Below are 26,658 nucleotides of genomic sequence, written 5' to 3'. Positions count from 1 at the left end.
GCCCCTTAGAACCTTGAAGGGCAGACCTGCGGCCTGCTTGGCGAATGAATTCGCCCCTACAGGGTTACTCGCCGCCCTCGCCCAGCGGTGAGTATTCCCGCAGCAACTCCAGCCAGGCCTGCGCCGCCCGCGACAGGTAGGCGCCGCGCCGCCAGACGAAGGCGATGTCCCAGCGCAGGTCGGGCTCGCGCAATGGCACCAGGCGCAGGCCGGGGCGTTGCAGGGGGCGGGCGACGATGTGCGGCAGCAGCACCACGCCCTGGCCGGCGGCCACCAGCGCGGCGAGGAAGTCCGCCTGGCCACTGCGCCCCACTTCTCGCGGGGTGAAGCCGGCCTGACGGCAGGCCAGCAGCAGGCGGTCGTTGAGGGTGAAGCTCTGCTGGTAGAGCAGGAAGGGCGAGTCGGCCAGCTGCGCCAGGGCCAGGCTGTCCTCATTGGCCAGCGGATGGCCCTCCGGCAGCAGGATATCCAGCGGCTCATTGCAGAAGGGCTGGTACTCCAGCGATGGATCGCTCGGCGTGAGGCTGCCGCCCAGTTCCAGCTCGCCCTGCAGCAGCGCCTCCTCCATCAGTTTGCTGCCGCCTTCGAACAGCCGCACCACGATGTTCGGATAGCGCCGCCGGTACTCGGCGAACAGCTCGGCGAACAGCACCTCGCCGCCCAGCAGCGGCAGACCGAGGCGCAGTTCGCCCCGGCGCAGGTGGCTGAGGTCATCCAGTTCGCTTTGCAGGTCCTGGCGCTGGCGCAGCATGTCCTCGGCGTGGCGCAGCACCACCGCGCCGGCATCGGTCAGGCGCAGCTGCGGGCCACTGCGCTCCAGCAGCTGCACGCCGATGCGCTGTTCCAGCTGGGCCACCTGCTTGCTGATGGTGGATTGGGTGGCGTGGAGTGTCTTGGCCGCCTGGGTGAAACCGCCCTGGCGGACCACCTCGACGAAGCTGCGCAACTGGCGAAATTCCATGGCTATTCCAATCTCGAATGGCTGCAAGTCGAACAATTCGCTTTTGGGATGATAGGCGCGGACCTAAGCTGGCCACCAGTACCGAGGGTCACCACCATGCACCGTTCCCGCCTGCTCCACCTCAGCCGTCTCGCCGCCGAACTCGTCGTCCTCCTGGGCCTCTATGCCCTGGGCTGCAAGGTCGCGGCGCTGCTGGGCTGGCCGATTCCGGGCGGGGTGATCGGCCTCGGCCTCTTGCTGGCGGCCTTCGCCAGCGGCTGGGTGAAACCGGCGGCGCTGCAACTGGGGGCCGGCCTGCTGATGGCGGAGATGCTGCTGTTCTTCATCCCGGCGCTGATGAGTCTCCTGGACTACGGTGCGCTGCTGCGCAACGACGGCTGGCGCATCCTGCTGGTGATCGGCGCCAGCACCCTGCTGGTGATGCTCGCCACTGCGCTGACCGTGGAAACCGTATGCCGCTGGAGGATGCGCCATGAACATTGAGCCCATGTCCTGGTTCTGGCTGGGCCTGACCCTGGCCGGCTATCTGGCCAGCCGCTGGATGTACCGCCGCACCGGCCGCTACCTGCTGTCGCCGCTGATCTTCGTGCCCGCGCTGCTGCTGGCCGTGGCCGTGCCGCTGCACACCGCCTACGCCGAATACGCCGGCGCCACCCACTGGCTGATGCTGCTCCTCGGCCCGGCCACCGTGGCCTTTGCCGTACCCATCTGGCAGCAGCGGGCCTTGCTCGCCCGTCATTGGCCAGCGCTGCTGCTGGGCATGCTGGCCGGAAGCGCGGTGGCCATCGGCAGCTCCTGGGGCCTGGCCAATGCGCTGGCGCTGGAATCCCAGGTGAGCCTGTCGCTGGTACCGCGCTCCATCACCACGCCCTTCGCCATGCCGGTGGCCCGGGACCTGGGCGGGGTGCCCGAGCTGGCGGCGGTCTTCGTCATGCTCACCGGGGTGTTCGGCGCCCTGGCCGGCAGCCTGCTGATCCGCTGGCTGCCGCTGCGCAGTGCCTTGGCCCGTGGCGCGCTGTTCGGCGTCGGCGCCCATGGCGCGGGCGTCAGCCGGGCCCAGGAAGTGGGCCGGGAAGAGGGCACCGTGGCTGGTCTCGTGATGGTGCTGATGGGCCTGCTCAATCTTTTCGCCGCGCCCCTGGTGGCGAGCCTGATCTGACCCGCAAGGCCACTAAGCTGGCCGCCAGGGCGACTATCGCCGTGGCGGCCCCTGGCTAGACTCGTCGGACACACGACAACAACGAGGTTTCGCCATGACCGCCGCCCAAGCCCTCCCTTCGCTCGACCTCAAGGACAAGGTGTCCGCCGCCGAGTGGCAGACCCGCGTCGACCTGGCCGCCTGTTACCGCCTGATCGCCCTCTACGGTTGGGATGACCTGATCTTCACCCACATCTCCGCCAAGGTTCCCGGCACCGAAGACTTCCTGATCAACCCCTACGGGCTGATGTTCCACGAGATCACCGCCTCCAGCCTGGTGAAGATCGACCTCGCCGGCAACAAGCTCATGGACACCCCTTACGACATCAACCCCGCCGGCTACACCATCCACAGCGCCGTGCACGAGGCGCGCCCGGACGTAGGTTGCGTGCTGCATATCCATACCCCGGCCGGGATCGCCGTGTCGGCGCAGAAGCAGGGCCTGCTGCCGCTGTCCCAGCAGTCGTTGTTCGTCCTCGCCAGCCTCGCTTACCACGGCTACGAGGGCGTCGCCCTGCACCACGAGGAGAAAGCTCGCCTGCAGGCCGACCTTGGACCAGCCAACTTCATGATCCTGCCTAACCACGGCTTGCTCACCGCCTTCGGCAGCATCGCCGATGCCTTCCTCGGCATGTTCACCTTCCAGCGTGCCTGCGAGATCCAGGTGATGGCCCAGGCCGGTGGCGGCGAACTTATCCACATCCCACAGCAGATCCTCGACGGCGCCAGGGCGATGATCGCTGGCGTGATGAAGACCTCCCAGGGCATGGGCGGCTCGCTGCCCTGGCCGGCGCTGTTGCGCAAGCTCGACCAGCAGATGCCCGGGTACGCCCAGTGACGGCACTGGCCGGCATCCCCCTTGTTGACTGGCGCGCCTGGGCACGGGACATGGACTTCCACGGCCAGCGCATCCGCTACTGGACGGCGGGGGAGGGCGAGCCGCTGCTGCTGATCCACGGCTTCCCCACCGCTTCCTGGGACTGGCATTACCTCTGGGCGCCCCTGGCGCGGCGCTTCCGGGTCATCGCCTGCGACCTGCTGGGGTTCGGCTATTCCGACAAGCCGCGAGTCCACGACTACCGGCTGCTGGAACAGGCGGACATCAACCAGGCCCTGCTCGCCCACCTGGGCGTCGACGGCCCGGTACATGTGCTGGCCCACGACTACGGCGACAGCGTTGCCCAGGAGTTGCTGGCGCGGCACCACGAAGGACGTTTGAAGCTGGCCAGCTGTGTCTTCCTCAACGGCGGGCTGTTCCCGGAAACCCACCGGCCGGTGCTGGTGCAGAAGCTCCTGCTCAGCCCCCTTGGCGGTCTCGTGGGCCGGCTGTTCTCGCGGCGCAAGCTGGCCGCCAGCTTCGCCCAGGTGTTCGGGCCCGGGACACAGCCCAGTGAGATGGAGCTGGACGACTTCTGGCGGCTGATCGCCGAGCAGGACGGTCCCGCGGTGATGCATCGGCTGATTCAATACATCCCCGAGCGGCGCCAGCAGCGCGATCGCTGGGTGGCCGCCATGCAGAAGGGCGGGGTGCCGCTGCGGGTGATCGATGGCGCTGTGGACCCCATTTCCGGTGCCCACATGGTGGCGCGCTACCGCGAACTCATCCCGGATGCCGACACCGTTCTGCTCGAAGGCATTGGCCATTACCCGCAGACCGAGGCCCCGGACCAGGTGCTGGAGCACTACCTGGCTTTTCGAGACCGACACGGATAACAGAAATATCCACAACCGAATCGGACCTGGCCGCCTCCTGCAACCGGAGGCGCGGCACTAGCATTTTCGGCCTCATCCACTGGCCGGGCGATGGCTGCCCGGCGACTCCGAGGCCTGACCATGATGTTCCGCACCCTAGTGTTCCTCTACCCCGTGATCCGCACCCTCGGCCCGCCCGTGGCCGCCCTGCTGTTCATTGCCGGCCTCAGCTTCGTCGGCTACGCCTGGCTCCGCGAGCCCGGCCTGTGGGGCTGGCTCGCCGCCGTCGGTTGTCTGCTGGCGGCGGGGCTGCTCGCCCTGCTCTGCCACAGCTACCACTGGTGGCTGTTCAAGCTGCGCCCGCACGGCTGCCTGTTCATCCCCATCAAGTAGCGTCGTCCTTATCGGCCACCATTCATGGCGGCTCCAATTCTTGTGGACCCGGCCGAGCTGCCCGAGACTCGGCGCAAACCCAGGCCTGCCAAGGAGCCCAACCCCCATGAGCGATGCAATCCGCTTCGAAGACAAAGTCGTGATCGTCACCGGCGCCGGTGGCGGCCTTGGACGTGCCCATGCCCTGCTGTTCGCCCGTCATGGCGCCAGGGTGGTGGTCAACGACCTGGGCGGCAGCACCCACGGCGAAGGCGCTAATGCTTCGGCGGCGGATCGCGTGGTGGCGGAGATTCGCGAGGCCGGCGGCACCGCCGTGGCCAGCCATGATTCGGTGACCGACGGCGAGAAGATCGTGCAGGCCGCCCTCGACCATTTCGGCCGCGTCGACGTGGTGGTGAACAACGCCGGCATCCTGCGTGACAAGACCTTCCACAAGATGGACGACTCTGACTGGGACCTGGTTTACAAGGTCCATGTCGAAGGCGCCTACAAGGTCACCCGTGCCGCCTGGCCGCACCTGCGCGAGCAGGGCTACGGGCGGGTCATCTTCACCTCGTCCACCTCGGGCATCTACGGCAACTTCGGCCAGTCCAACTACGGCATGGCCAAGCTCGGCCTCTACGGCCTGACCCGCAACCTGGCCATCGAAGGCCGCAAGAACAACATCCTGGTCAACGCCATCGCCCCCACCGGCGGAACCCGCATGACCGAAGGCCTGATCCCGCCGCAGGTGTTCGAGCAGCTCAAGCCCGAGCTGGTCAGCCCGCTGGTGGTGTTCCTCGGCAGCGAGCAGTGCCAGGAAACCTCCGGCCTGTTCGAAGTGGGCGGCGGCTGGATCGGCAAGGTGCGCTGGGAGCGCAGCCTGGGCTGCGGCTTCGACCCCAAGGCTGGTTTCGACGCCGAGGAGGTGGCGGCCAACTGGCAGCGCATCTGCGACTTCAACGATGCCGCGCACCCGGCGGACAACGTCGAAGCCTTGCGCGAGATGATGGCCAACCTGCAGAAGTACGCCCTCTGATCACGCCGTTCAGCGGAGCGGTTCGGCCAGCGGGCTGAACATTCTTCCGGGAAAGCACTATGTTGAAGGCCGGCATCGTTGCCGGCCTTTTTCATTGGCGATGTAGTGTCGTTAGGGCGAAATCCTGTAGGGGCGAATTCATTCGCCAAGGGTTGCGCAGCAGCCCCCTTCGGGCCAGGCAGGGCAGACCTTCGGCCTGCATGGCGAATGAATTCGCCCCTACAAGAACGTTTGCTATCCACGGTTCACCAGGAGCCCCCATGAACATCAGAGTCGAGAAGAACGGCCCGGTCACCACCCTGATCATCGACCGCCCCGAGGTGCGCAACGCCGTGGACAGGCCCACCGCCGATGCACTGGCGGCGGCGCTGCGGGCCTTCGAGCAGGATGAGGAAGCACGGGTGGCGGTGCTCACCGGGGCCGGCGGCACCTTCTGCGCGGGGGCTGACCTGGGCGCCGTGGCCGAGGATGGTGCGCGGCGCAATCGCCTGGAGCCCGAAGGCGACGGGCCGATGGGGCCGAGCCGGATGCAACTGCAGAAACCCCTGATCGCTGCCGTCGAGGGCCATGCGGTGGCCGGAGGGCTGGAACTGGCGCTGCTGGCGGATATCCGCGTGATGGCCGAGGACGCGGTGTTCGGGGTGTTCTGCCGGCGCTTCGGCGTGCCGCTGATCGACGGCGGCACCGTGCGCCTGCCGCGCATCATCGGCCAGGGCCGGGCCCTGGACCTGATCCTCACCGGGCGCCCGGTGAAGGCCCAGGAGGCGCTGGCCATGGGGCTGGCCAATCGTGTAGTGGCCAAGGGCGAGGCGCGTGCGGCGGCCGAGGAGCTGGCCCATGCCATAGCGGCCTTCCCGCAGCGCTGCATGCTGGCCGACCGCGCCAGCGCCTATGCCCAATGGGACCTGTCCTTCGAGGAGGCAATGGCCAATGAGTTCGCCGGCGGTATGAAGGTGATCCGCAGCGGCGAGACCCTGGCCGGTGCCCGCGCCTTCAGCGCCGGCAAGGGCCGCCATGGCAGTTTCAGCGGCTAATGATCACGTAGGTCTTGCGCAGGGTTTCCTTCACATCCCATACCCCCAGGCTGTTGGCCGGCAGCAGCAGGGCGTCGCCGGCCTTGATCTCGATGGGCTCGCCACCATCGGGGGTAAAGGTGCAGCGGCCGTGGGTGAAGTGGCAGAACTCCTGCTCGACGATCTGACGGCGGAAGCGGCCGGGGCTGCATTCCCAGACGCCGGTTTCCACGCCGTCGGTGCGCTCCACCGAATGCACGCGGGTATGCGGCACCGGCTCGCCGATGGGCACCGCCACCGGGGCCGGGGCGGATAGCGGATGTTCGTGGGTGTTTTGCAGCAGGGTGGCTTTCATGTCTAGGGCTCCCGAGGTGGTTGGGTGTTATGCGGGGGTCAGCGCATCAGGCCTTCCATCAGGTCGGCCAGTTTCAGCGCCATGGCGCGGCGCCAGGGTGCGCTGTGGGGATCGGCCAGCACCCGGTCCTCGTGGACGAAGCTGCGGATGATGGCGTTGTAGCCGAGCCAGCGGCAGGGTTCGGGTTCCCAGGCGCCGAGGCGGTTCAGCGGACCGTCGCCCAACACCCAGGGTTGGCGGGTCAGCAGGCTTTCCTTGCCGAGGATCAGGTCGGCGAGGGTCCGCCCGCCCAGGTTGCTGGCGCCCACCCCTTCACCGCCGTAGCCGCCGGACAGGGCGATACCGTTCCTGCGGTCCACCAGCATGTGGGGGCGGAAGCGCCGCGCCATGCCCAGGTTGCCGCCCCAGCTGTGGCTGATGCGCACGTTGCGCAGCTGCGGGAAGAGTTCGCCGAGCAGGTAGCGGCGCAGGCCGACTTCCTCGTCGCTGAGCTGGAAGTCTTCCCGCAGCCGGCCGCCGAAGCGGTAGCCGCCACGGGCGCCGAAGGCCAGGCGATTGTCGGCGGTGCGCCGGCCATAGGTGACCTGGCGGCTGCTCTCGCTGAAGGCCTGGCCATGTTCCAGGCCGATCTCCGCCCATTGGGCGTCGGTGAGCGGCTCGGTGGCGATCAGCAGGCTCTGTACCGGCAACTGGTACTTGCCGAGCGGCGGCAGGCTGGCGGCATAGCCTTCAATGGCGGGCACCACCCAATGGGCCTTGAGTTCGCCCTGGGCGGTGCGCACCCGGCCCGGCTGCCAGTGCGTGGCGGGGCTCTGTTCGAACAGCTGCACGCCCAGGCGCTCCACCGCGCCGGCCAGGCCGCGTACCAGCCGCGCGGGCTGGATGGTGGCGCAGTGCGGGGTGTGGATGCCGCCGTAGGGGTTGGCCACCCGCAACTGGCCGTTCAGCTCATCCGGGCTGAGCCAGCGGTAGTCGGCTTCGCTCAGGCCTTCGGCATGCAGGGCCGCCAGTTGCTCGCGCAGGCGTTGCTCCTGTTCCGGGTAGCGGGCCGCGCAGTAGAGGATGCCGGCCTTGCGGTAGTGGCAATCGATGCCTTCGCGCTGCAGCACTTCGGCCACTTCGTCGGGGATGCCGTGGAGCAGATCGAAGGAGGCCTTGCGCACTTCGGCCGGCAGTGGCGCCAGGGCGCGGTCCTCACCCAGCAGGTTGCCCATCAGCCAGCCGCCATTGCGGCCGCTGGCGCCGAAGCCTGCGATCTGCGCCTCGACGATGGCGATTCTCAACTCGGGGGCCTGGCGCTTGAGGTAGTAGGCCGTCCACAGCCCGGTGTAGCCGGCGCCGATGATCGCCACATCCACCTCCAGCGAGCCGGTCAGCGCCGGTCGCGGCTTGAGGTCTTCATCGAGCTGGTCCATCCACAGGCTGATCGAGCGCCAGTTCGGCATAGGCAGGTCCCCGTTGGCAGGTTGTCGTCGCTGGCAAGGCTAGAGCCTGGCCGGGCGCTTGTCGTGTGCGCGGGCACGCTGGGAATGGGAAGGGCGTGTGCGGTCCGGTCGAGGTACAGGTTGTAGGGGCGAATTCATTCGCCAAGCAGGCCGCAGGTCTGCCCATTGACCTTGCAGGGGGCAGCGTTGCTGCCCTTGGCGAATGAATTCGCCCCTACATGTTTATTCGTGCATTTGCCTGAGATACGCCTTGGGCGACAAACCGGTGTGCTGGCGGAAGCAGCGGTAGAAGGCCGACAGGGAGTTGAAGCCGGCATTGAAGGCCAGTTCGTCGATCCGCACCGGCGGCACGACGGTCTCCAGCAGCCGGAGCAGATGCTGCAGGCGCGCCTGGTTGACGTACTGGTAGAAGCTTTGGCCAAGCATCTGGTTCAGCAGGTAGGAAATCTGGTTGCGCGTGTAACCCGTGGCGTTGGCCACCTGGTGCAGGTCCAGGGCCGGGTCGAGGTAGGGCTGGGAGCGCTGGAAGTAGTCCTCCAGATCCCGCGCCAGCAGGCTCAACTGGCGTGCCGAGAGGCCCAGGCGGCTGGCGGCCGGCCGTTGTGCCGATGCCTTGCCGGTCGGGGCGACGGGCTTGACCAGCAGGGCGTATTCGTTGATCCGCCAGATCAGGCCTTCGCGCACGGTGATGGCCTCGCTGGCGCGAAAGGTACCGCCGCCGCTGACGCGGATGGCGTACTGGATGAAGGCGGTGTCGCCGTCGATGCGGATGCGGTCGCTGTGCTCGAGGAAGTCATCTGGCCCACAAGGCATGGTGGCGCGGACGTAGTCCGCCAGCTCTTCGCGGTGCATGCAGCGGTTCTGGAAGAAGTCGTTGTATTCCACCCCGGGGTGGTAGAGCGCCAGTACGGCCTCGATGTCGCGGGCCTTCCAGCTCAGGTGATAACGCATCACCACTTCGCGGGTGATGGCGGTCTGCGGATCGGGGGCGTGGTCTGGCGAACTCATGGGGCGGTCACGGCAAGCGGAAGACCACAGCATGCCCGAGCCGCCCCGGGGGCTTCAATGCAGCGCCTGGATCTGGCCGAGCCGACGCAGGCGCTGGGCCAGCTGCAGATGCTGGGCAGGGCTGTCGCAGAGCAGCAGGGCGCGCTCCAGGTCGTAGCGCTCGGCCTGGGGGCAGTCCAGGCGCTGGTAGATGTCCGCGCGGGCCAGGTGGTCGTGCATGGTCGGCGGGCCAAGCAGCAGCACGCGCTCGGCGTCCTTCAGCGCGGCGAGGAACTCGCCGGCTTCCTGGTGCAACAGGCGAAGGTTGCGCGACAGGCGCTGGATCATCTCCTTGGCGCTGGCGGTCTGCAGGTGGACGGCCTGCAACTCGGTCTGCGGACCCACGGCCCGGGCCAGCAGGTCGCGGCAGTCGCGGGTATAGAGGCGGCGCCCGCTGCAGGGGTCGAGCAGGTGGTCGGCACCCGGCACCCGCAGCAGGAAGTGACCAGGAAAGCTGACGCCGGCCAGGGGGATGCCAAGACGTGCGGCCAGTTCCAGGGCGATCAGCGCCAGGGACAGCGGTTGGCCGCGCCGACGCGCCAGCACCTGCGGCAGCAGGGCCGCGCGCGGACGCAAGGGCACGTCGTCATCTTCGTGGAAGTCCAGCTCGTTCAGGCGGCGGAGCAGGGGCTGGGCCAGTTCCGCCGGCGGCAGGTTCGGCAGGCCGGCGGCCACCAGTTGGAGCAGGCCGCCGAAATCGCGCAGGACCTGTTCCGGGTCCAGGCGCGGGTCATGCTCGGCGGCGATCCACAGTGCCGCCTCGAGCATCGCCGGCGATTCGCGTTCGAGGCAGTCCAGACAGCGTTGGCGCGGGTCCATGGGGCATCTCCGAAGGGTTTTTTCCTTGTAGCCAACTGGTTGATTTTCGTCCAGTAGTGGCACTCGCCGCGGTTATCTCGGTGCCTCGGCTTATGTTCGGTTGCAAGCGGGCGCGTGCTGCAGTTCGGCCTATACTGGCCCTAAAGTCAGGAAGGGAGCCCGCCATGTTCGCCATGATGGAAACCGCCCGGCTGGAGGCGCTGCATCTCGCCAACGATCCCGCCACCGGACTCAAGGCCATCATCGCCATTCACAACACCCGTCTCGGCCCGGCCCTGGGTGGGTGTCGCTACCTCGCCTACCCCGATGATGAAAGCGCCATCCGCGATGCCATCCGCCTCGCCCAGGGCATGAGCTACAAGGCTGCCCTGGCCGGTCTCGACCAGGGCGGTGGCAAGGCGGTGATCATCCGCCCGGCCCATGTGGATAACCGCGCCGCGCTGTTCGAAGCCTTCGGGCGCATGATCGAATCCCTCGGCGGCCGCTACATCACCGCAGTGGACAGTGGCACCTCCAGTGCCGACATGGACTGCATCGCCCAGCAGACCCGCCACGTCACCAGCACCACGGCTGCCGGCGATCCCTCGCCGCACACCGCCCTCGGCGTCTTCGCCGGAATCCGCGCCACCGCCCATGCGCGCCTGGGAAGCGACGACCTGGAAGGCCTGCGCGTCGCCGTCCAGGGCCTCGGCCATGTCGGCTATGCGCTGGCCGAGCAGCTCCATGCGGTAGGCGCCGAGTTGCTGGTCAGCGACCTGGATGCCGGCCGGGTGCAGCTGGCGATCGAGCAGCTGGGCGCGCAGCCGGTGGCCGCCGCGGCCTTTCTCACCACCCCGTGCGACATCCTCGCGCCCTGCGGACTGGGTGGCGTGCTCAACGCCCAGACCGTCGGCCAGTTGCGCTGCGCGGCGGTGGCCGGCGCCGCCAATAACCAGCTCGCCAGCACTGATATCGCCGACGAGATGGAAGCGCGCGGCATCCTTTATGCGCCGGACTATGTGATCAATTCCGGCGGGCTCATCTACGTCGCCCTCAAGCACAAGGGCGAGGGGTTGCCGGCGATCACCGCGCACCTGTCGCGGATCAGCCAGCGCCTCACGGAGATCTACGCGCACGCCCAGGCCGACAAGCGATCCCCCGCACGGGTCGCCGACGCCCTGGCCGAGCGCTTGCTGTTCGGCTGAACGGCTGCCAACCAGCGGCCCGACCAGCACGCTCCCGGAGCCACAAGCCCCGGGCCCTGTACAGGCACCCAAAAGGTGTGAGGAGTGTTGCCATGTCCAATCGGATCGATCTGCCCTATACGCGCATCCTCGACCCCGAGGGGCGGCTCGTTGGCGAGCTGCCTGCCTGGGCCGACGACTTCAACCTGCTTACCGATCTCTACCGCCGCATGGTGCTGACCCGCCTCTTCGACCAGAAGGCGGTGGCGCTGCAACGCACCGGCCGCATCGGCACCTACGCCCCGACCCTGGGCCAGGAAGCCATAGGCGTCGCCATCGGTAGCCTGATGCAGGCGGACGACGTGCTGGTCCCCTATTACCGCGACACAGCCGTGCAGCTGATGCGTGGCGTGCGCATGGAGGAAATTCTCCTCTACTGGGGGGGCGACGAGCGCGGCAGCGACTTCCAGGACCCGCGCTCGAAGGAAGACTTCCCGATTTGCGTACCCATCGCCACCCAGGCGCTGCATGCCTGCGGAGTCGCCACGGCGATCAAGATCCGCGGTCAGCACCGCGCGGTGGTCACCACCTGCGGCGACGGCGCCACCAGCAAGGCCGATTTCCTCGAAGCGCTGAACGTGGCTGGTGCCTGGCAATTGCCAGTGGTCTTCGTGGTCAACAACAACCAGTGGGCGATCTCGGTGCCGCGGCGCATCCAGAGCGGCGCACCGACCCTGGCGCAGAAGGCCATCGGCGCCGGCTTCCACGGCGAGCAGGTGGACGGCAACGACGTGCTGGCTGTCTACGACCGCGTGCAGTGGGCGCTGGAGCGTACCCGCCACGGCAAGGGCCCGATCCTGCTGGAGTGCATCAGCTACCGCCTGGGCGACCACACCACCGCCGACGACGCCACCCGCTACCGCAGCGCCGAGGAGGTCAAGGCGGCCTGGCTGGAGGAACCGATCAAACGCCTGCAGGGCTTCCTCGCCAGCCACAAGGTCTGGGACGAAGGCCGCGAGCAGGCGCTGATCGCCGACTGCCAGCGCCAGGTCCAGACCGCTGTGGACAACTTCGAAGGCGCGGGCATCCAGCCGGTGGAAGCGGTGCTCGACCACGTCTACGCGCGCTGGCCGGCAGCCCTCGGCGAGCAGCGCGAGATGCTCCTTGAACGGGTAGCCCGCAGGGAGGGACAGGGTCATGACTAACCTCAATGCCACCACCGAAAAACGCGCCATGCTCGAAGCCGTCAACCTCGCCCTGCACCGGGCCATGCAGGAGGACGAGAACGTCGTGGTCCTGGGCGAGGACGTGGGCGTCAACGGCGGTGTGTTCCGCGCCACCCTCGGCCTGCGCGAGCGCTTCGGCTTCAAGCGGGTGATCGACACGCCGCTGGCGGAAACCATGATCGCCGGCCTGGCCGTGGGCATGGCCGCCCAGGGCCTGAAACCGGTCATGGAAATCCAGTTCCTCGGCTTCATCTATGCCGCCATGGAGCACCTGGTGTCCCACGCCAGCCGCATCCGCTGCCGCACCCGCGGCCGGCTGACCTGTCCCATGGTGCTGCGCAGCCCCATGGGCGCCGGCATCCGTGCGCCGGAGCACCACAGCGAGAGCACCGAGGCGCTGTTCGCCCATATCCCTGGCCTGCGGGTGGTCATTCCGTCATCGCCGGCGCGCGCCTACGGGCTGCTGCTGGCCGCCATCGACGACCCGGATCCGGTGATTTTCCTCGAACCCACGCGGCTCTACCGGATGAATCCGCAGCCGATCATCGACGACGGCAAGCGCTTGCCGCTGGACAGCTGCTTCACCCTGCGCGAGGGCTCGGACATCACTCTCGTCAGCTGGGGAGCCAGCGTCCATGAGACCCTGCAGGCCGCCGCCAAGCTGGAGGAGCAGGGCGTCTCGGCCGAAGTGATCGACGTCGCCAGCATCAAGCCGCTGGACCTGGACACCCTGGAGGCTTCGGTACGCAAGACCGGCCGCTGCGTGATCGTCCACGAGGCGCCGCGCAGCTGCGGCGTGGGCGCGGAGATCGCCGCCAGCCTCTACGAGCGCGTGCTGCTCGACCTGCAGGCGCCCATCCAGCGGGTCACCGCGCCGGACATTCCGCCGCCGCTGTATCGCCTGGAGCAGCTCTACATCCCCAGCCCGGAGGACATTCTCGCGGCCTGCGACCTGGTGCTGAACTACGCCTGAGACGAGGAGCACACGATGAAATACTTCAAACTGCCCGACCTGGGCGAAGGGCTGCAGGAAGCCGAGATCGTCCAGTGGCACGTGAAGGTGGGGGACAGCGTCAAGGCCGACCAGCTACTGGTCTCGGTGGAAACCGCCAAGGCCCTGGTGGACATTCCGGCGCCCCACGACGGCGTGGTTGCCCGGACCTTCGGCAAGGAGGGCGACATCCTCCACGTCGGCGAACCGCTGCTCGGCTATGAAGGCGAGGATGCCGACGCCGGCACCGTGGTCGGTCGCCTGGAAGGTGGGGGCAATGCCCATACCGACAGCTTCTTCGTCGGTGCCGCGCCCTCCACCCGTGAGCACCTGGCGCCGCGCGCCACCCCGGCCGTGCGCCAGCTGGCGCGGCAGCTGGGTGTGGAGCTGGCGGCGCTGGCGGGCTCCGGTCCCGACGGCCTGGTGACTCGCGCGGATGTCGAGCAGGCCGCGCAAAGCGCTCGCGACAGCTTCGGCGGTGAACGCCTGCGCGGCGTACGCCGCAGCATGGCGATCAACATGGCGCGCTCCCATGCCGAGGTGGTGCCGGTGACCCTCTTCGGCGACGCCGACCTGCACCGCTGGCCGGAAGCCCGCGACCCGCTGGTCCGCCTCGGAAGGGCCATCGCCGCCGCCTGCGAAGTGGAGCCCATCCTCAACAGCTGGTTCGATGGTCGCGCCCTGTCCATCCGTCGGCACGACAAGCTCGACCTCGGCATCGCCGTGGACACGCCGGACGGCCTCTTCGTGCCGGTATTGCGGAATGTGGGCGGACGCAGCGCCGAGGACCTCAAGGAAGGCATGGCGCGATTGCGTGCCGATGTGAAGGCGCGTTCCATCCCGCCGCAGGAAATGATGGGCGCGACCATCACCCTGTCCAACTTCGGCACCCTCTTCGGGCGTTACGCCAACCCGGTGGTGGTACCGCCCCAGGTGGCCATCATCGGCGCCGGTGGCATTCGCGATGAAGTGGTGGCCTGGCAGGGCAAGGTCGAGATCCACCCGGTGCTGCCGCTGTCGCTTACCTTCGATCACAGGGCGGTGACTGGAGGTGAAGCGGCGCGCTTCCTCAAGGCGCTGGTGGAGGCGTTGGAGCAGCCCTGACACGCTTGCGGTTCTGCACTTCCGTGTAGGGTGGATAGCGTCTTTCTATCCACCAGCGAGGCATGGCAAGACACCGCTGGTGGAAATCCCGAAAGGGATTTCCACCCTTGGACTGAGCACCCTCTTCCATCGATCGACAGCACGAGCACGGAGGCGGATTTGGCAGGCACGGAATGGCGGGGCGCCCTTTGGCTGGCACGGGATTTCTGCTTGCTGGATGGCCATGCGGGCAGCGCCGGCCCCCATGCCCACTATGCCCATCAGGTGCTGCTGGCCCGTGAGCGGCCGGTGTGCCTGCTGCTGGAGGGCGAGTCGCAGTGCGCGGACCTGCACTTCGTCGAATCCCTGCGCGAACATGCCCTGGTGGAACCCGGCCAGCCCGTGCTGGCGGTCTATGCCGAACCGCTGCGCCTGTCGCTGGCCACCTTGCGGGCGACGATCGAAGGCGCCATGCCTGAACTCGATGATCTGGCGGAACGCCTGCTGGCCGCTCCCCGGATCAAGCTCGATCCGCGTGTCGAACGGGCCCTGACCGCCCTCGATGCCATGTTGGCCGAGAAGATCAGCGCCCAGGTCCTGGCGCGCGAGGCCTGCCTTTCCCTTAGCCAGCTGGAGCGGTTGTTCGGCGATCAGGTAGGGCTCTCGGTACGGCGTCTGGTGCTCTGGCGTCGTCTGCGCCTGGCCCTGCGTCTCGCCCTCGAAGGACAGTCGCTGACCCGGGCCGCCTTTGACGCCGGCTTCGCCGATGCCGCGCACTTTTCGCGCACCATGCGCGCCACCTTCGGCATCCGCGCCGACCGCAACCTGGCGCGGCTGACGCTGAGGCTGATCGACTAGGTACGGCGCAATCCATCCGGCGCTTGCGGGTTCGTCCCGTGGGGCTGGGGACGGAAGGGTTCGACCAGTTGGGCCAGGTAGTCCCGGGGATAGTCCGGGCGACTGCCGATGCCCAGGTCATCGCCGCCCATGGGGTAGTCGCTGTGGAAGGCCGTGCCCAGCAGGCGGTCCCAGAAGCTGAAGAACAGGGCGAAGTTAACGTCGCCAGCGCGGCCGTACTTCATGTGGTGGAAGCGGTGCACCGGCGCCCAGGCGAACAGGTGCCGCAGGGGACCGACGCGGATGTCGACGTTGCTGTGCTGCAGCAGCAGTTGCAGGGCGATGGCGAAGGCGAGCAGCGCCGCTACCCGCTCCGTCATCCCCAGCGCCAGCAAGGGCGCGGTGCCTGCCAGCGCCTCGGCGGCCAGGTGCAGCGGGTGCTTCATCAGGCCGTTGAAACCGTACAGGCGCTCCACGCTGTGGTGCACGGCGTGCAGGCGCCAGAGCGGCTCCACCCGGTGGCTGAGGTAGTGCACCAGGGTAAGGCCGAGGTCGGCGATCAGGATGGCCAGCAGCAGCTGGAGCGCCAGGGGCCAATGCTCCGGCCAGGCGCCGAGGTCCGGTAGCCACACGGCGATCATGGGGACGGCCGCCACGCCGAGCAGGTTGAGGCTTTCGTTGACCAGCGCATGCAGCCCGTCGCGCACGCGGTCCCCCCGTGGACGGTTCCACTGCGGCTCATAAGGCAGCCAGGCTTCGGCGAGGAAGGACAGGGCGATGGCAGGGAGCAGCAGGAGCACCAGCCAGAAGGGCGGGTGATGGGCAGCGGTCCACAACGCGAGGGCGAGGAAGCCGGCGAGGAACAGTGGGGCGTAGAGGCAGGCGAAGAGTGAGCGCATGGGAAGGCTCCTTGATCAGGGCCTCCAGCGTGGCGCTCGGGAACCGGTCGGGATTGAAGAAACCGCGCAAGGTGGGCCGGGCGATTCCCGCCGGAGGGGAATCGCCCGGCTAGCCTCAGTCGTTCCTCTTGCCCATGCTGAACACCAGCACCAGGCCCGCCAGTATCCCGCCCATTCCCGCCATACCCAGAGGCGCCAGGGCGTTACCGAGGAAGAGGTAATCCATCGCTGCCGTGACCACCGGCACCAGGTAGAACAGGCTGGTGACGTTCACCAGGTTGCCCGCCTGCATCAGCCGGTAGAGCAGTAGCTGCGCCAGCACGGAGATCACCAGGGCCAGCCACAACAGGGGGATGGCGAAGTCCAGGGTCGCCTCGAAGTGGAAGGGCTTGTAGGGCACCAGCAGCAGGCAGGCGAGCAGGCTGGCGCCGTACTGCACCGGCAGCAGCTGCATGGGCGATTGCTTGAGGCCTTTCTGCAGGATGGCGCCGAAGGTCATGCTGCCCAGGGAGGCGAAGCCATAGACCAGCCCCAGCGTGGAGGCCTGGGCCTGGCCGATGCTCTGCCACACCAGCAGTACCAGCCCGCCAAGGGCGATCGCCAGTCCCAGCAGGCGCGCCAGGGGAAAGCGTCGTTCCATTACCAGCAGGGTGAGAATGGGCTGCACCCCGAGCAGCGCGGCGAGCACACCCGGGGTGAGGCCATGATCCAGCGCCAGCAGGTAGCAGATGGTGTAGCCGCCGATCAGCAGCAGGCCGATGCCCGCTACCTTCAGCCGGCTGCCGCGTTCCGGCAGTCCCTGGCGGCGCCATCCACAGACCAGCAATAGCGTGCCGCAGGCCAGGGCGAAGCGCAGGGTGAGGAAGGCGAAGGGCGAGGCATGGTCCAGGCCCAGGCGGGCGAAGATCGCGCCACTGCTCCAGAGCAGCACGAAGAGCGAAGTCGAGGCGAGCGAGCCCCAGACGGATTTGTCCAACGTCATGAATGTTCACCTGTCAGTGAGCAGCAACAGGCTCCGGCGTGCGCGAACGCCGACCGATTGAGGTCAGGACCGGAGCGGTTTCAGCGGCTGGTGATCAGCCGAGCAGCGCGTATGGGGGCGGCGGCGGAAAGCCGGCCCGCACGGCAGGCGGCGGTGCGACAGGTGGGGACATCGGCGACAGGCAGGCGCGCAGGCGGGCACCGAGGGGGTCGGTGGTCATCGCGAAATGGGCGCTTGCGTTGTTGGGCATCTGGGCTTCGCCGAAGAGGATGGGCCCCGGAATGGGGTCCTGGCGAAACTAGACCTTCCCGGTCCGGGCGTCAATTGGGAAAAAGGAACCCTCCCCAGGAACGGGGGAGGGCAGGGGAAAATCACTCGCCGGGCAGTTCCAGCTCCGCCAGGGCGTCGGGCTGGTTCTTGAAGGCGCGGGCGAAGGTGTCGCGGTGCTTGGCCATGAAGATGCCGATGTCTTCCACCTGCTGCTCGCTCAGGGATGGCACCGCCTTCTGCAGGACTTCGGCCAGGGACTCGGCCAGTTCGAGCATCTTGTCGTAACGGTCGGCTTCGGCCTTATCCATGAACAGGCGCTCCGGATCGCGGCTGCTGCGGTACACCACTTCGACGGCCATTCATCACCCCTCACCTTCATCGGTTGGAAAATACTGGATGTGCATACAGTATTCGGAATGATGGCAAATGGAAATACCCCGTAGGACATTTCCACCTGCCGACCGACTTCAGCGATCGCTGCGGATCGGCCCGTATTCCGCTGGAACCCAAGCATAGCCCTTGCCTTCACCTTCGCTGCGCACGTGGCCGAGGCCGGGGAAGGGCAGGTGGGCGCCAGCGACCCAGAGCTTGTCCTTGGCGGCCGCGGCGAATACCTGCTTGCGGCTGGCGATGGCCTTGGCGTTGTCCACGTCGAATTCGATGGCCACATCCGGGTTGGCGAACTGGGCGGCGTGGTTGTGCACCACATCGCCCCAGATCAGCAGGCCCTGACCCGCGGAGCTGAACAGGTAGCCGCTGTGGCCGGGGGTATGGCCCGGTGACGGGGCAGCGCTGACGCCTTCGACCAGGGCTTCGCCAGGGGCATAGGTCTTCAGCTTGCCGGCGGCCTGGTAGGGGGCCACGGCCTTCTGCGCCATCTCGAAGAACGGTTTTGAATCCGCCGGGGCCTTGGCGGCTGCCTCGGGGCTCAGCCAGTAGCCGGCCTCGTCCCTGGTGACAAAGACCGTGGCGTTGGCGAAGGCTGGCTTGCCCTCGGCATCCAGCAGGCCGCAGGCATGGTCGGGGTGCAGGTGGGTGAGCAGCACGCTGTCCACCTGCTCGGCTCGGTAGCCGGCTGCCTTCAGGTTGCCGAGGATGCCGCCGAGGGTGGGGCCGAAGCACTTGGACGACCCGGTATCCACCAGCACCAGGTGTTTGCCGGTGTTGATCAGATAGGCGTTGACCGCGGTCTGCACACCCTTGCTCGACTCGATGAACATGCGCGCCAGCAGGCTCTGGATGTCTTCGGCGCGGGCGCCCTTGAGCAGCTCGGTGCCGAGGTCGACGTAGCCATCGTAGAGGGCGGTGACTTCCAGCTCACCCACCGCCATGCGGTAAAAGCCGGGTACCTGGGTCTGCTGCTTGGCCACCGGTGCGGCTTGGGCGGCGATGGGGGCGGTGAATGGCAGGGCCAGGGCGAGGGCAGCGAGGAGGGCATGGCGGGGATGCAGCGGGCGGATCATGGCGAAGCTCCTTTTCTTGACGAATCGTGTTTATGCGGGCTGCGCCCCGGACTTGTCCAGTACGCAGCTTTTCCTGCGTGACCCACCTGGCGGTAAGGGCTGCGACAACCTGCCTCGTGGCGCGAGACCTGCCGCGGCCCCCATCCTGCATAACCCCAATGTCACCTTGTCCCGTCACCATCGGGCTCGTCGTACCAAGGAGCTGCATCGTGAAGATCAACTGGGCTGAAGAGTTGCGCGAAAACGTGCATGGCCTGGCCGAATCGCTGGGCAACCTGCTGGTGGAGAGCTTCCACTACCTGGCGCTGTTCGCCATCGGCGGCATCACCGCCTGGGCGGCGGTGGTGGCCTTCCTGGGGATGGTGGAGAAGGGGCATGCCACGGTGGATGACATCCTCCTGTTGTTCATCTACCTCGAACTGGGCGCCATGGTCGGTATCTACTTCAAGACCAACCACATGCCGGTGCGCTTCCTGATCTACGTGGCGATCACTGCGCTGACGCGGCTGCTGATCTCCGACGTTTCGCACCACCATCGCCCGGACCTGGGCGCGGTGTTCGTTTCCGGTGCCATCCTGTTGCTGGCCCTGGCCATCCTGGTGGTGCGTTATGCCTCTTCGCGTTTCCCGTCCGTGCAAACGGACGCCCCGCCGCGCAGGCGGAGCCTGGCGCGTCAGGTCGAGGCGGAAGAGGAAGCCTGAGCCCGTGCACAGATAGCGTGCATCAGACGCGCGCTATCTGTGCGACGTTGACCTGTCCCGTACGTACCGGTGCCACGTAGCCGCCGGTCATGCTGGTGAGCAACTCGCCCACCTTGTTCCCGCTCTCGATGGCGATACCCAGGCGGATGCTCTCGATCACCCGCTTGAGGCGTACCGGGTCGTTGCGCTGGGCCGCGCTGATCATGCGCCGTGCCACCACGCCGCGTTCGTTGGTCAGGGTCAGCATGATGTTGCCGCCCTGGCTTTCAAGGCTGAGGTTGACCCGGTATTCGGCCTGGAAAGCGTCGGTGAGGATCTGGAAGGGGTTGTACATGGCCTGTCACCTGGTTGATCGAGCGATGTGTCGATGGACGCCAGGAGAACTGCAAAGTTCGAACCGCAATGACCGGCGGCGCCTGCCCTATCCGACCGGATGTCGCGCATAGCCTGAATGGAGTCGTTCCGGCACGGACGAGCGTGGTGGCGCTGCTCCGACCCGCTCGACTGGTGCTGCTTCCCGTTCGCAGCGACGGGCGTACACTGATTCTGGCGGCGAGCCCCGCATCACCGCCAGGAGGTGTTCCATGCGACCCACGCTGCCCCTCATCGTGCTGGCCGTGCTGATCCTTTCCCCGGCCGCGCTGGCATCCACAACCGAGGTCAGCTTCACCCATCCGGAGAAGTACAGCGACGCACGCCTGTACCGCGACTACGGCCGCGGTGCGGATGACTTCGTGCTGAAGGACCTCAAGGCCCATATCGAGAAACTGGGCAAGCGCTACCTGCAGCCCGGGCAGACCCTCAAGGTGGACATCCTCGACATCGACCTGGCCGGCCGGTACGAGCCCTGGCGGGTGAACTACCAGAATGTGCGCTTGATGCGTGAGGTGACCTGGCCGCGGATCAAGCTGCACTACAGCCTGGAGCAGGACGGCAAGACCCTGGTCAGCCGCGACGCCACGGTGATCGACCAGACCTACCTGCAGCACGGCAACACCTACTTCAGCAACGACAGCCTGCGCTACGAGAAAACCATGCTGGACGACTGGTTCCGCTGGAATATCGGCCCGAAGGACAAGACGGTGTCGTATTGAGTTGGCTTGCAGGGCGGACCTGCGGTCCGCTTGGCGAGTGAATTCACCCCACAGGTGCTTTCACAGGTTTTGCATTTGCCCGTCCGGATTCCGCAATAATCTGAAAACGTGAAGAAATTCTCACTTTGCGCGTTGGATTGCGGGAACCGCAAAAACCGACGTGTGGTCAATTGCCAACAAACCTGGAGAAACCCTCATGCTTTCGCGTTCCTGCAATCGCCGTCTGGCGTCCTTCCTGATTGCCAGCCAGTTCGTCTTCCTCGCCCAGATGCCCGTGGCCCAGGCTGCCATGATCGGCACGCCGCAGGCCATGCAGGAACAACAACTGCCGCAACACCAGCCGGTCGACCAGGCCCAGCTGCGCGCCATGCTCGATGACAAAGAGGTGCAGCAGAAGCTCGAATCCCTCGGCGTGCCGCGCGAGCAGGTGGAGGCGCGTATCGCCAGCCTGACGCCGGCCGAGCTGCAGCAGTTCAACCAGCGCCTGGAGCAGGAGCCGGCAGGGGGCTGGGTGGGCATCATCGTGCTGTTCCTGGTGATCTTCATCATCACCGACATGCTGTGCGCCACTGACATCTTCAGCTTCATCAAGTGCATCAACTGATGCGCGTCTGGCTGGTCGCTCTGGCCGTGATCCTGTCCGGCTGTGCCGGACAGCAGCCGCTGCTTTCCCCGCAGAGCGACCACCTGCCGCAGCGTGTGGAGCTGATCCAGACGCCGTTCTATCCGCAGGAGATCTACCAGTGCGGCCCCGCCGCGCTGGCGACCGTGCTGGTGCAGCGTGGCGTGAAGACGACACCCGAGGCGCTGGTGCCCAAGGTCTACCTGCCGGCGCGGCAGGGCAGCCTGAAGCTGGAGCTGGTGGCTGCGGCACGCCAGCATGGCATGCTGGTGTATCCGCTGGAGCCGAACCTGGACGCGTTGCTCGCCCAGGTGGCAGGCGGCAATCCGGTACTGGTGATGCAGAACCTCGGCCTGGACTGGTTGCCGCGCTGGCATTTCGCAGTGGTGGTCGGCTTCGACCGGGCGAGGGGGGAGCTGGTACTGCGATCCGGTACCACCAAGCGCTGGGTAACCGACCTGCGCAGCTTCGACCGCACCTGGCAGCGAGCCGAGCGCTGGGCCGTGGTGACCGTGCCGGCGGATCACTTGCCGGCCGAGGCGCGCCTGGAAGCCTGGCTCAAGGCGGCCAGCGACCTGGAGGAAACCGCCCAGCGTCCGGTGGCCGAACGCGCCTATCGCACCGCGGCCGAGCATTGGCCGGATGAACCCTTGCCGCTCTTCGCCCTGGCCAATGCGCGCTATGCCGAAGGCGATCGCGACGGCGCCGAACGGGCCCTTCGGGAAAGCCTGAAGCGCAAGCCGGATTACGCCCTGGGCTGGTTCAACCTATCCGAGGTGCTCAACGAGAAGGGCTGCGCGGCCCAGGCTGGCCAGGCTCGCGCCTGTGCCCGGCAGCTGGCGCCCAACGATTCGCGCCTGGCGGTGCCGCTGGGTGCTGCGGCCACGGGCAAAGTCCAGTGCGAGGCGTTGCCGGTGTGTGGGGAAGGTGCGGTGATCCGCCAGTGAGGTAGGGCGCCAACCTGCGAGAAAGCGCCTTGCCGGAAACGAAAAAGCCCCGCGATTGCGGGGCTTTTTCATGGAGCCGAGCCTTACATGCGCAGGCCGCCGTCCAGTTCCAGGACACGACCGGTGAAGTAGTCGTTCTCCATGATGTAGGCCACCGAGTGGGCGATTTCCATCGGCTTGCCCAGGCGCTTGAGGGGGATGCCGGAGGTCATTTTTTCCAGGGCTTCCGGCTTCATGCTGGCGACCATGTCGGTTTCGATGAAGCCCGGGGCAACGCCGGCCACGCGAATGCCGTAGCGCGCCAGTTCCTTGGCCCAGACCACGGTGTCGGCGGCGACGCCGGCCTTGGCCGCGGAGTAGTTGGCCTGGCCCATGTTGCCGGCGCGGGAGATGGAGGAGATGTTGACGATCGCGCCTTCATTGTTCAGCTCGATCATCTTGGCGGCGACTTCGCGGGTGCAGAGGAACACGCCGGTCAGGTTGACGTCGATCACCGACTGCCACTGGGCCAGGCTCATCTTGGTCAGCTCGCCGTCCTTGACCTTGATGGTCAGGCCGTCGCGCAGGATGCCGGCGTTGTTCACCAGGCCGTTGATGGCGCCGAAGTCCTCGGCCACCTGGGCGACCATGTGGGTCACCTGCTCTTCATTGGCCACGTTGCAAATGTAGGCGCGGGCGTCACCACCGGCGGCCTTGCAGGCGGCTACGGCCTCATCGAGCTTTTCCTGGTTCAGGTCCACCAGGGCCAGTTTCGCGCCCTTGGCCGCCAGATACTCACCCATGGCGCGGCCGAGGCCCTGGCAACCACCGGTGATGATGATGACCTTGTCTTTCAGTTGCATGCGAATCCCCTCGAATAACAGTCGCTTTGCCCCCGCTGGCGCCGGTAAACCGCTATTCTGGGCGCTCGTCCGTTTTAGACGGATTCTCTGCGAGGAGTCATAAGGTGAGCGTGAAAGCCGCAAAGCATGCACGAGAATTGCTGCTCAAGGAATACCGTGGGGTGTTATCCACCCATTCCAAGGCCATGCCGGGCTTCCCTTTCGGATCAGTGGTGCCCTACTGCCTGGATGCCGAGGGCCGGCCGCTGATCCTGATCAGCCGCATCGCCCAGCACACCCACAACCTGCAGAAGGACGCCAAATGCTCGCTGCTGGTCGGCGAGCGCGGCGCCGAGGACGTCCAGGCTGCCGGGCGCCTGACCCTGCTGGCCGAGGCGCGGCAGATCAGCGACGCCGTCGAAGTTGAAGCCGCCGCCACCCGCTACTACCGCTATTTTCCCCAGGCGGTGGATTACCACCGCACCCACGATTTCGACTTCTGGCGCCTGGAGCCGGTGCGGGCCCGCTTCATCGGCGGCTTCGGCGCCATCCACTGGGTGGATCAACTGGTGCTGGCCAATGCGTTCGCCGGTGATGCGGAAATCGGCATGCTGGAGCACATGAACAGCGACCACGCCAACGCCATCGCTCATTACGTGGATCTGGCCGGGCTGCCGAAGGAACCCGCAGCGGAAATGGTCGGGATCGACACTGAAGGATTTCACCTACGTATCGGTCAGACGCTTCACTGGCTTCCGTTCCCAACATCCTGTAACAACCCAGGTGCTGTGCGTCAGGCCTTGGTACAACTGGCTCGCGCCGAATCCTGGCCGACCGGCGGAACGGTCGAGGCTTGAATTGGGGGGAGGGCGGCTTCATGTAGTGGGGTATCGGAAGCTGATCTTCCACCAAGGAAACCCCTGATGCGCGCCTTTCTCTTTCTGTTCCTGCTCTTTCCGCTGATCGAGCTGGCCGTCCTGATCCAGGTCGGCAGCGTGATCGGCGTCCTGCCTACCCTGCTGCTGGTCATCGGCACCGCCGTGCTCGGCAGCGTGCTGCTGCGGGTGGCCGGAGTCGCCACCGCCTGGCGCGCCCGTGAGCGCCTGGCCCGTGGCGAGGTGCCCGAGCAGGAAATGCTCGAAGGCCTGCTGATCGCCGTCGGCGGTGGCCTGTTGCTGCTGCCGGGTTTCATCAGCGACGTATTCGGCCTGCTTTGCCTGATTCCCTTCACCCGCCGCCTGTTCATCCGCAAGCTGCGCGAGCGTGCCCAGATCCAGGCCATGCGCCAGCGCGCCTTTGCCGACGACCTGGCCGCACGCAGCGGCCAGACCCGCCCGCACGTGATCGAAGGCGAATACGAGCGCCGCGATCAATAAAGTGCATATTTTTTTGCGCGTGCCCTTGAAATGCCTCTGGGCGCCCCTATGTATCAGTCACCGCAAGGTTCCTGCCCGAGGGCAGGTCTGATTCCAGCGGCGCGCCCTTAGCGCCGCAACCGGCCCCGCCGGACATTACCAACCCGCCGGTGCCCGCACCGGTAGAAAGAAAAAACAGTATTGGGAGAGATCGACAATGAAGCTTCGTCCTCTGCATGACCGCGTCGTCATCCGTCGCAGCGAAGAAGAGACCAAGACCGCTGGCGGCATCGTGCTGCCGGGTTCGGCTGCCGAGAAGCCGAACCGTGGCGAAGTCGTCGCTGTGGGCACCGGTCGCCTGCTGGACAACGGCGAAGTGCGTCCGCTGGCCGTCAAGGTCGGTGACCAGGTGGTGTTCGGCCCGTACTCCGGCAGCAACACCATCAAGGTCGATGGCGAAGAGCTGCTGGTGATGGGCGAGAACGAAATCCTCGCCGTCGTCGAAGCCTGAGCTCCGCGAATCTCCGTCTAATCACAAAAGAATTGAGGATCAATCAACATGGCTGCTAAAGAAGTCAAATTCGGCGATTCCGCTCGCAAGAAAATGCTGGTCGGCGTGAACGTACTGGCCGACGCCGTCAAGGCCACCCTCGGCCCGAAAGGCCGCAACGTGGTTCTGGACAAGAGCTTCGGCGCTCCGACCATCACCAAGGACGGCGTTTCCGTTGCCAAGGAAATCGAGCTGAAAGACAAGTTCGAGAACATGGGCGCCCAACTGGTGAAAGACGTGGCCTCCAAGGCCAACGACGCTGCCGGTGACGGCACCACCACCGCTACCGTCCTGGCTCAGGCCATCGTCAACGAAGGCCTGAAGGCCGTTGCCGCCGGCATGAACCCGATGGACCTCAAGCGCGGCATCGACAAGGCCACCAACGCCATCGTCGCCCAGCTGAAAGAGCAGGCCAAACCCTGCACCGACACCAAGGCCATCGCCCAGGTAGGTACCATCTCCGCCAACTCCGACGAGTCCATCGGCAACATCATTGCCGAAGCCATGGAGAAAGTGGGCAAGGAAGGTGTGATCACCGTTGAAGAAGGCTCGGGCCTGGAAAACGAACTGTCCGTCGTGGAAGGCATGCAGTTCGACCGCGGCTACCTGTCCCCCTACTTCATCAACAAGCCGGACACCATGGTCGCCGAGCTGGACGGCCCGCTGATCCTGCTGGTCGACAAGAAGATCTCCAACATCCGCGAAATGCTGCCGGTCCTGGAAGCCGTTGCCAAAGCCGGCCGTCCGCTGCTGATCGTGGCTGAGGACGTGGAAGGCGAAGCCCTGGCCACCCTGGTTGTGAACAACATGCGCGGCATCGTGAAAGTGGCTGCCGTCAAGGCTCCGGGCTTCGGCGACCGCCGCAAGGCCATGCTGCAGGACATCGCCATCCTGACCGGCGGCACCGTGATTTCCGAAGAAGTCGGCCTGTCCCTGGAAAGCGCTTCCCTGGAGCACCTGGGCAACGCCAAGCGCGTTGTGCTGAGCAAGGAAAACACCACCATCATCGACGGCGCTGGCGCCCAGGCTGACATCGAAGCCCGCGTTGCCCAGATCCGCAAGCAAGTCGAAGAAACCACTTCCGACTACGACAAGGAAAAACTGCAAGAGCGCCTGGCCAAGCTGGCCGGCGGTGTTGCCGTGATCAAGGTCGGTGCGGCTACCGAAGTCGAGATGAAAGAGAAGAAGGCCCGCGTTGAAGACGCCCTGCACGCTACCCGTGCTGCCGTCGAAGAAGGCGTGGTACCTGGCGGCGGCGTTGCCCTGGTTCGCGCCCTGCTGGCCATCGAAGGCCTGAAAGGCGACAACGAAGACCAGAACGTCGGTATCGCCCTGCTGCGTCGTGCTGTAGAAGCGCCCCTGCGCCAGATCGTGGCCAACGCCGGTGACGAGCCGAGCGTGGTGGTTGACAAGGTCAAGCAAGGTTCCGGCAACTACGGCTTCAACGCTGCTACCGGCGTATACGGCGACATGATCGAGATGGGTATCCTCGATCCGGCCAAGGTCACCCGTTCCGCGCTGCAGGCTGCTGCCTCCATCGGCGGCCTGATGATCACCACCGAGGCCATGGTTGCCGAAGTGGCTGACGACAAGGCCGGCCCGGCAATGCCTGACATGGGCGGCATGGGCGGCATGGGCGGCATGATGTAAGCCACCCGGCCATCCGGTCCGAAGAAGCCCCGCTGATGCGGGGCTTTTTCTTTCCCGGGGAAT

The 26,658-nt window shown here is 66.5% G+C and carries 31 protein-coding genes; 20 read left to right on the top strand and 11 right to left on the bottom strand.

The window, feature by feature from the left end; translation table 11 throughout:
* Positions 1-64 precede the first annotated feature (64 nt).
* Positions 65-961, bottom strand: a complete 897-nt coding sequence (locus tag ACFW0H_RS03690; protein ID WP_422912543.1) for a LysR family transcriptional regulator — start codon at positions 959-961, stop codon at positions 65-67.
* Positions 962-1,057: 96 nt separating this feature from the next.
* Here ACFW0H_RS03690 and ACFW0H_RS03685 point away from each other — a divergent pair, with 96 nt between their 5' ends.
* The 7 genes from ACFW0H_RS03685 (at position 1,058) to ACFW0H_RS03655 (ending at position 6,296) form a co-directional block, all read left to right on the top strand.
* The gene (locus tag ACFW0H_RS03685) at positions 1,058-1,444 is read left to right on the top strand and encodes a CidA/LrgA family protein (RefSeq protein WP_422912542.1); all 387 of its coding nucleotides are present in this window, start codon (positions 1,058-1,060) and stop codon (positions 1,442-1,444) included.
* A complete protein-coding gene (locus ACFW0H_RS03680) occupies positions 1,434-2,120 on the top strand; it encodes an LrgB family protein (protein ID WP_422912541.1) in 687 nt (228 codons plus the stop codon). The genes ACFW0H_RS03685 and ACFW0H_RS03680 overlap by 11 nt, the downstream gene beginning before the upstream one ends.
* 94 nt (positions 2,121-2,214) lie before the next feature.
* Positions 2,215-2,997: a class II aldolase/adducin family protein gene (locus ACFW0H_RS03675; RefSeq protein ID WP_422912540.1), complete on the top strand. Its 783-nt coding sequence runs from the start codon at positions 2,215-2,217 to the stop codon at positions 2,995-2,997.
* Between the two features lie 50 nt (positions 2,998-3,047).
* A complete protein-coding gene (locus tag ACFW0H_RS03670) occupies positions 3,048-3,872 on the top strand; it encodes an alpha/beta fold hydrolase (protein WP_422912652.1) in 825 nt (274 codons plus the stop codon).
* A 120-nt stretch (positions 3,873-3,992) separates the two neighbouring features.
* Positions 3,993-4,244 (top strand): hypothetical protein, encoded by a 252-nt coding sequence (locus ACFW0H_RS03665; RefSeq protein WP_422912539.1) that lies wholly within the window; start codon positions 3,993-3,995, stop codon positions 4,242-4,244.
* A gap of 106 nt (positions 4,245-4,350) precedes the next feature.
* The gene (locus ACFW0H_RS03660; protein ID WP_422912538.1) at positions 4,351-5,262 is read left to right on the top strand and encodes an SDR family oxidoreductase; all 912 of its coding nucleotides are present in this window, start codon (positions 4,351-4,353) and stop codon (positions 5,260-5,262) included.
* Between the two features lie 260 nt (positions 5,263-5,522).
* The gene (locus ACFW0H_RS03655) at positions 5,523-6,296 is read left to right on the top strand and encodes a crotonase/enoyl-CoA hydratase family protein (protein ID WP_422912537.1); all 774 of its coding nucleotides are present in this window, start codon (positions 5,523-5,525) and stop codon (positions 6,294-6,296) included.
* On the opposite strand, the gene ACFW0H_RS03650 is transcribed toward ACFW0H_RS03655, so the two are convergent.
* From ACFW0H_RS03650 to ACFW0H_RS03635, 4 genes are all read right to left on the bottom strand, one after another.
* Complete coding sequence (locus ACFW0H_RS03650) at positions 6,286-6,630, bottom strand: cupin domain-containing protein (RefSeq protein ID WP_422912536.1); 345 nt, start codon at positions 6,628-6,630, stop codon at positions 6,286-6,288. The two genes, ACFW0H_RS03655 and ACFW0H_RS03650, sit on opposite strands and share 11 nt — an antisense overlap.
* Positions 6,631-6,668: 38 nt before the next feature.
* A complete protein-coding gene (locus ACFW0H_RS03645; protein WP_422912535.1) occupies positions 6,669-8,075 on the bottom strand; it encodes an NAD(P)/FAD-dependent oxidoreductase in 1,407 nt (468 codons plus the stop codon).
* 222 nt (positions 8,076-8,297) lie between these two features.
* Complete coding sequence (locus tag ACFW0H_RS03640) at positions 8,298-9,083, bottom strand: helix-turn-helix domain-containing protein (protein ID WP_422912534.1); 786 nt, start codon at positions 9,081-9,083, stop codon at positions 8,298-8,300.
* Between the two features lie 54 nt (positions 9,084-9,137).
* Complete coding sequence (locus ACFW0H_RS03635; RefSeq protein WP_422912533.1) at positions 9,138-9,941, bottom strand: SirB1 family protein; 804 nt, start codon at positions 9,939-9,941, stop codon at positions 9,138-9,140.
* Positions 9,942-10,105: 164 nt separating this feature from the next.
* Here ACFW0H_RS03635 and ACFW0H_RS03630 point away from each other — a divergent pair, with 164 nt between their 5' ends.
* The 5 genes from ACFW0H_RS03630 to ACFW0H_RS03610 all read left to right on the top strand — a co-directional run bounded on the left by ACFW0H_RS03630 (position 10,106) and on the right by ACFW0H_RS03610 (position 15,262).
* The gene (locus ACFW0H_RS03630; protein ID WP_422912532.1) at positions 10,106-11,125 is read left to right on the top strand and encodes a Leu/Phe/Val dehydrogenase; all 1,020 of its coding nucleotides are present in this window, start codon (positions 10,106-10,108) and stop codon (positions 11,123-11,125) included.
* Between the two features lie 92 nt (positions 11,126-11,217).
* Positions 11,218-12,309: a pyruvate dehydrogenase (acetyl-transferring) E1 component subunit alpha gene (pdhA, locus tag ACFW0H_RS03625; RefSeq protein WP_422912531.1), complete on the top strand. Its 1,092-nt coding sequence runs from the start codon at positions 11,218-11,220 to the stop codon at positions 12,307-12,309.
* On the top strand, positions 12,302-13,303 hold the full coding sequence (locus tag ACFW0H_RS03620; RefSeq protein ID WP_422912530.1) for an alpha-ketoacid dehydrogenase subunit beta: 1,002 nt from the start codon (positions 12,302-12,304) through the stop codon (positions 13,301-13,303). The genes pdhA and ACFW0H_RS03620 overlap by 8 nt, the downstream gene beginning before the upstream one ends.
* Before the next feature lie 15 nt (positions 13,304-13,318).
* Entirely contained in the window at positions 13,319-14,425 is a 1,107-nt protein-coding gene (locus ACFW0H_RS03615; RefSeq protein WP_422912529.1) for a dihydrolipoamide acetyltransferase family protein, read from the top strand.
* Positions 14,426-14,584: 159 nt separating this feature from the next.
* Positions 14,585-15,262 carry a helix-turn-helix domain-containing protein gene (locus ACFW0H_RS03610; protein WP_422912528.1) on the top strand — a complete coding sequence of 226 codons (678 nt, stop codon included), beginning with the start codon at positions 14,585-14,587 and terminating at the stop codon, positions 15,260-15,262.
* Here ACFW0H_RS03610 and ACFW0H_RS03605 read toward each other — a convergent pair.
* The 4 genes from ACFW0H_RS03605 to ACFW0H_RS03590 all read right to left on the bottom strand — a co-directional run bounded on the left by ACFW0H_RS03605 (position 15,259) and on the right by ACFW0H_RS03590 (position 18,855).
* Positions 15,259-16,140, bottom strand: a complete 882-nt coding sequence (locus tag ACFW0H_RS03605; RefSeq protein ID WP_422912527.1) for a sterol desaturase family protein — start codon at positions 16,138-16,140, stop codon at positions 15,259-15,261. The two genes, ACFW0H_RS03610 and ACFW0H_RS03605, sit on opposite strands and share 4 nt — an antisense overlap.
* 115 nt (positions 16,141-16,255) lie before the next feature.
* A complete protein-coding gene (locus ACFW0H_RS03600) occupies positions 16,256-17,122 on the bottom strand; it encodes a DMT family transporter (protein ID WP_422912526.1) in 867 nt (288 codons plus the stop codon).
* Positions 17,123-17,493: 371 nt separating this feature from the next.
* The gene (locus ACFW0H_RS03595) at positions 17,494-17,751 is read right to left on the bottom strand and encodes a YebG family protein (RefSeq protein WP_151136672.1); all 258 of its coding nucleotides are present in this window, start codon (positions 17,749-17,751) and stop codon (positions 17,494-17,496) included.
* Between the two features lie 108 nt (positions 17,752-17,859).
* Positions 17,860-18,855 carry an MBL fold metallo-hydrolase gene (locus tag ACFW0H_RS03590; RefSeq protein WP_422912525.1) on the bottom strand — a complete coding sequence of 332 codons (996 nt, stop codon included), beginning with the start codon at positions 18,853-18,855 and terminating at the stop codon, positions 17,860-17,862.
* Between the two features lie 209 nt (positions 18,856-19,064).
* On the opposite strand from ACFW0H_RS03590, the gene ACFW0H_RS03585 reads away from it, so the two are divergent.
* Positions 19,065-19,556, top strand: coding sequence for a phosphate-starvation-inducible protein PsiE (locus ACFW0H_RS03585; RefSeq protein WP_422912524.1), 492 nt, complete (start codon positions 19,065-19,067; stop codon positions 19,554-19,556).
* Positions 19,557-19,578: 22 nt separating this feature from the next.
* On the opposite strand, the gene ACFW0H_RS03580 is transcribed toward ACFW0H_RS03585, so the two are convergent.
* A complete protein-coding gene (locus tag ACFW0H_RS03580) occupies positions 19,579-19,890 on the bottom strand; it encodes a DUF3509 domain-containing protein (RefSeq protein WP_422912523.1) in 312 nt (103 codons plus the stop codon).
* Between the two features lie 250 nt (positions 19,891-20,140).
* Between ACFW0H_RS03580 and ACFW0H_RS03575 the strand changes: the two genes are divergently transcribed.
* The 3 genes from ACFW0H_RS03575 (at position 20,141) to ACFW0H_RS03565 (ending at position 22,219) form a co-directional block, all read left to right on the top strand.
* Positions 20,141-20,650 (top strand): DUF3016 domain-containing protein, encoded by a 510-nt coding sequence (locus tag ACFW0H_RS03575; RefSeq protein WP_422912522.1) that lies wholly within the window; start codon positions 20,141-20,143, stop codon positions 20,648-20,650.
* Positions 20,651-20,846: 196 nt separating this feature from the next.
* Positions 20,847-21,254, top strand: a complete 408-nt coding sequence (locus ACFW0H_RS03570; RefSeq protein WP_422912521.1) for a PA2779 family protein — start codon at positions 20,847-20,849, stop codon at positions 21,252-21,254.
* On the top strand, positions 21,254-22,219 hold the full coding sequence (locus ACFW0H_RS03565) for a PA2778 family cysteine peptidase (protein WP_422912520.1): 966 nt from the start codon (positions 21,254-21,256) through the stop codon (positions 22,217-22,219). The genes ACFW0H_RS03570 and ACFW0H_RS03565 overlap by 1 nt, the downstream gene beginning before the upstream one ends.
* A gap of 83 nt (positions 22,220-22,302) precedes the next feature.
* Here the strand turns inward: ACFW0H_RS03565 and ACFW0H_RS03560 are convergent, their stop codons facing one another.
* Complete coding sequence (locus ACFW0H_RS03560; protein WP_422912519.1) at positions 22,303-23,061, bottom strand: SDR family oxidoreductase; 759 nt, start codon at positions 23,059-23,061, stop codon at positions 22,303-22,305.
* 104 nt (positions 23,062-23,165) lie between these two features.
* Here ACFW0H_RS03560 and ACFW0H_RS03555 point away from each other — a divergent pair, with 104 nt between their 5' ends.
* From ACFW0H_RS03555 to groL, 4 genes are all read left to right on the top strand, one after another.
* Positions 23,166-23,897, top strand: coding sequence for a HugZ family pyridoxamine 5'-phosphate oxidase (locus ACFW0H_RS03555; protein WP_422912518.1), 732 nt, complete (start codon positions 23,166-23,168; stop codon positions 23,895-23,897).
* A gap of 66 nt (positions 23,898-23,963) precedes the next feature.
* The gene (locus ACFW0H_RS03550) at positions 23,964-24,416 is read left to right on the top strand and encodes an FxsA family protein (RefSeq protein WP_422912517.1); all 453 of its coding nucleotides are present in this window, start codon (positions 23,964-23,966) and stop codon (positions 24,414-24,416) included.
* A gap of 196 nt (positions 24,417-24,612) precedes the next feature.
* Complete coding sequence (locus tag ACFW0H_RS03545; RefSeq protein ID WP_003454482.1) at positions 24,613-24,906, top strand: co-chaperone GroES; 294 nt, start codon at positions 24,613-24,615, stop codon at positions 24,904-24,906.
* A gap of 48 nt (positions 24,907-24,954) precedes the next feature.
* Positions 24,955-26,595 carry a chaperonin GroEL gene (gene groL / locus ACFW0H_RS03540; protein WP_422912516.1) on the top strand — a complete coding sequence of 547 codons (1,641 nt, stop codon included), beginning with the start codon at positions 24,955-24,957 and terminating at the stop codon, positions 26,593-26,595.
* The last annotated feature ends 63 nt before the right edge of the window (positions 26,596-26,658 follow it).

The organism is Metapseudomonas cellulosilytica (assembly GCF_049334135.1).
Taxonomy (GTDB): domain Bacteria; phylum Pseudomonadota; class Gammaproteobacteria; order Pseudomonadales; family Pseudomonadaceae; genus Metapseudomonas.
The sequence above is the reverse complement of the archived record's forward strand: the minus strand, read 5'-3'. Positions and strand labels throughout refer to the sequence as shown.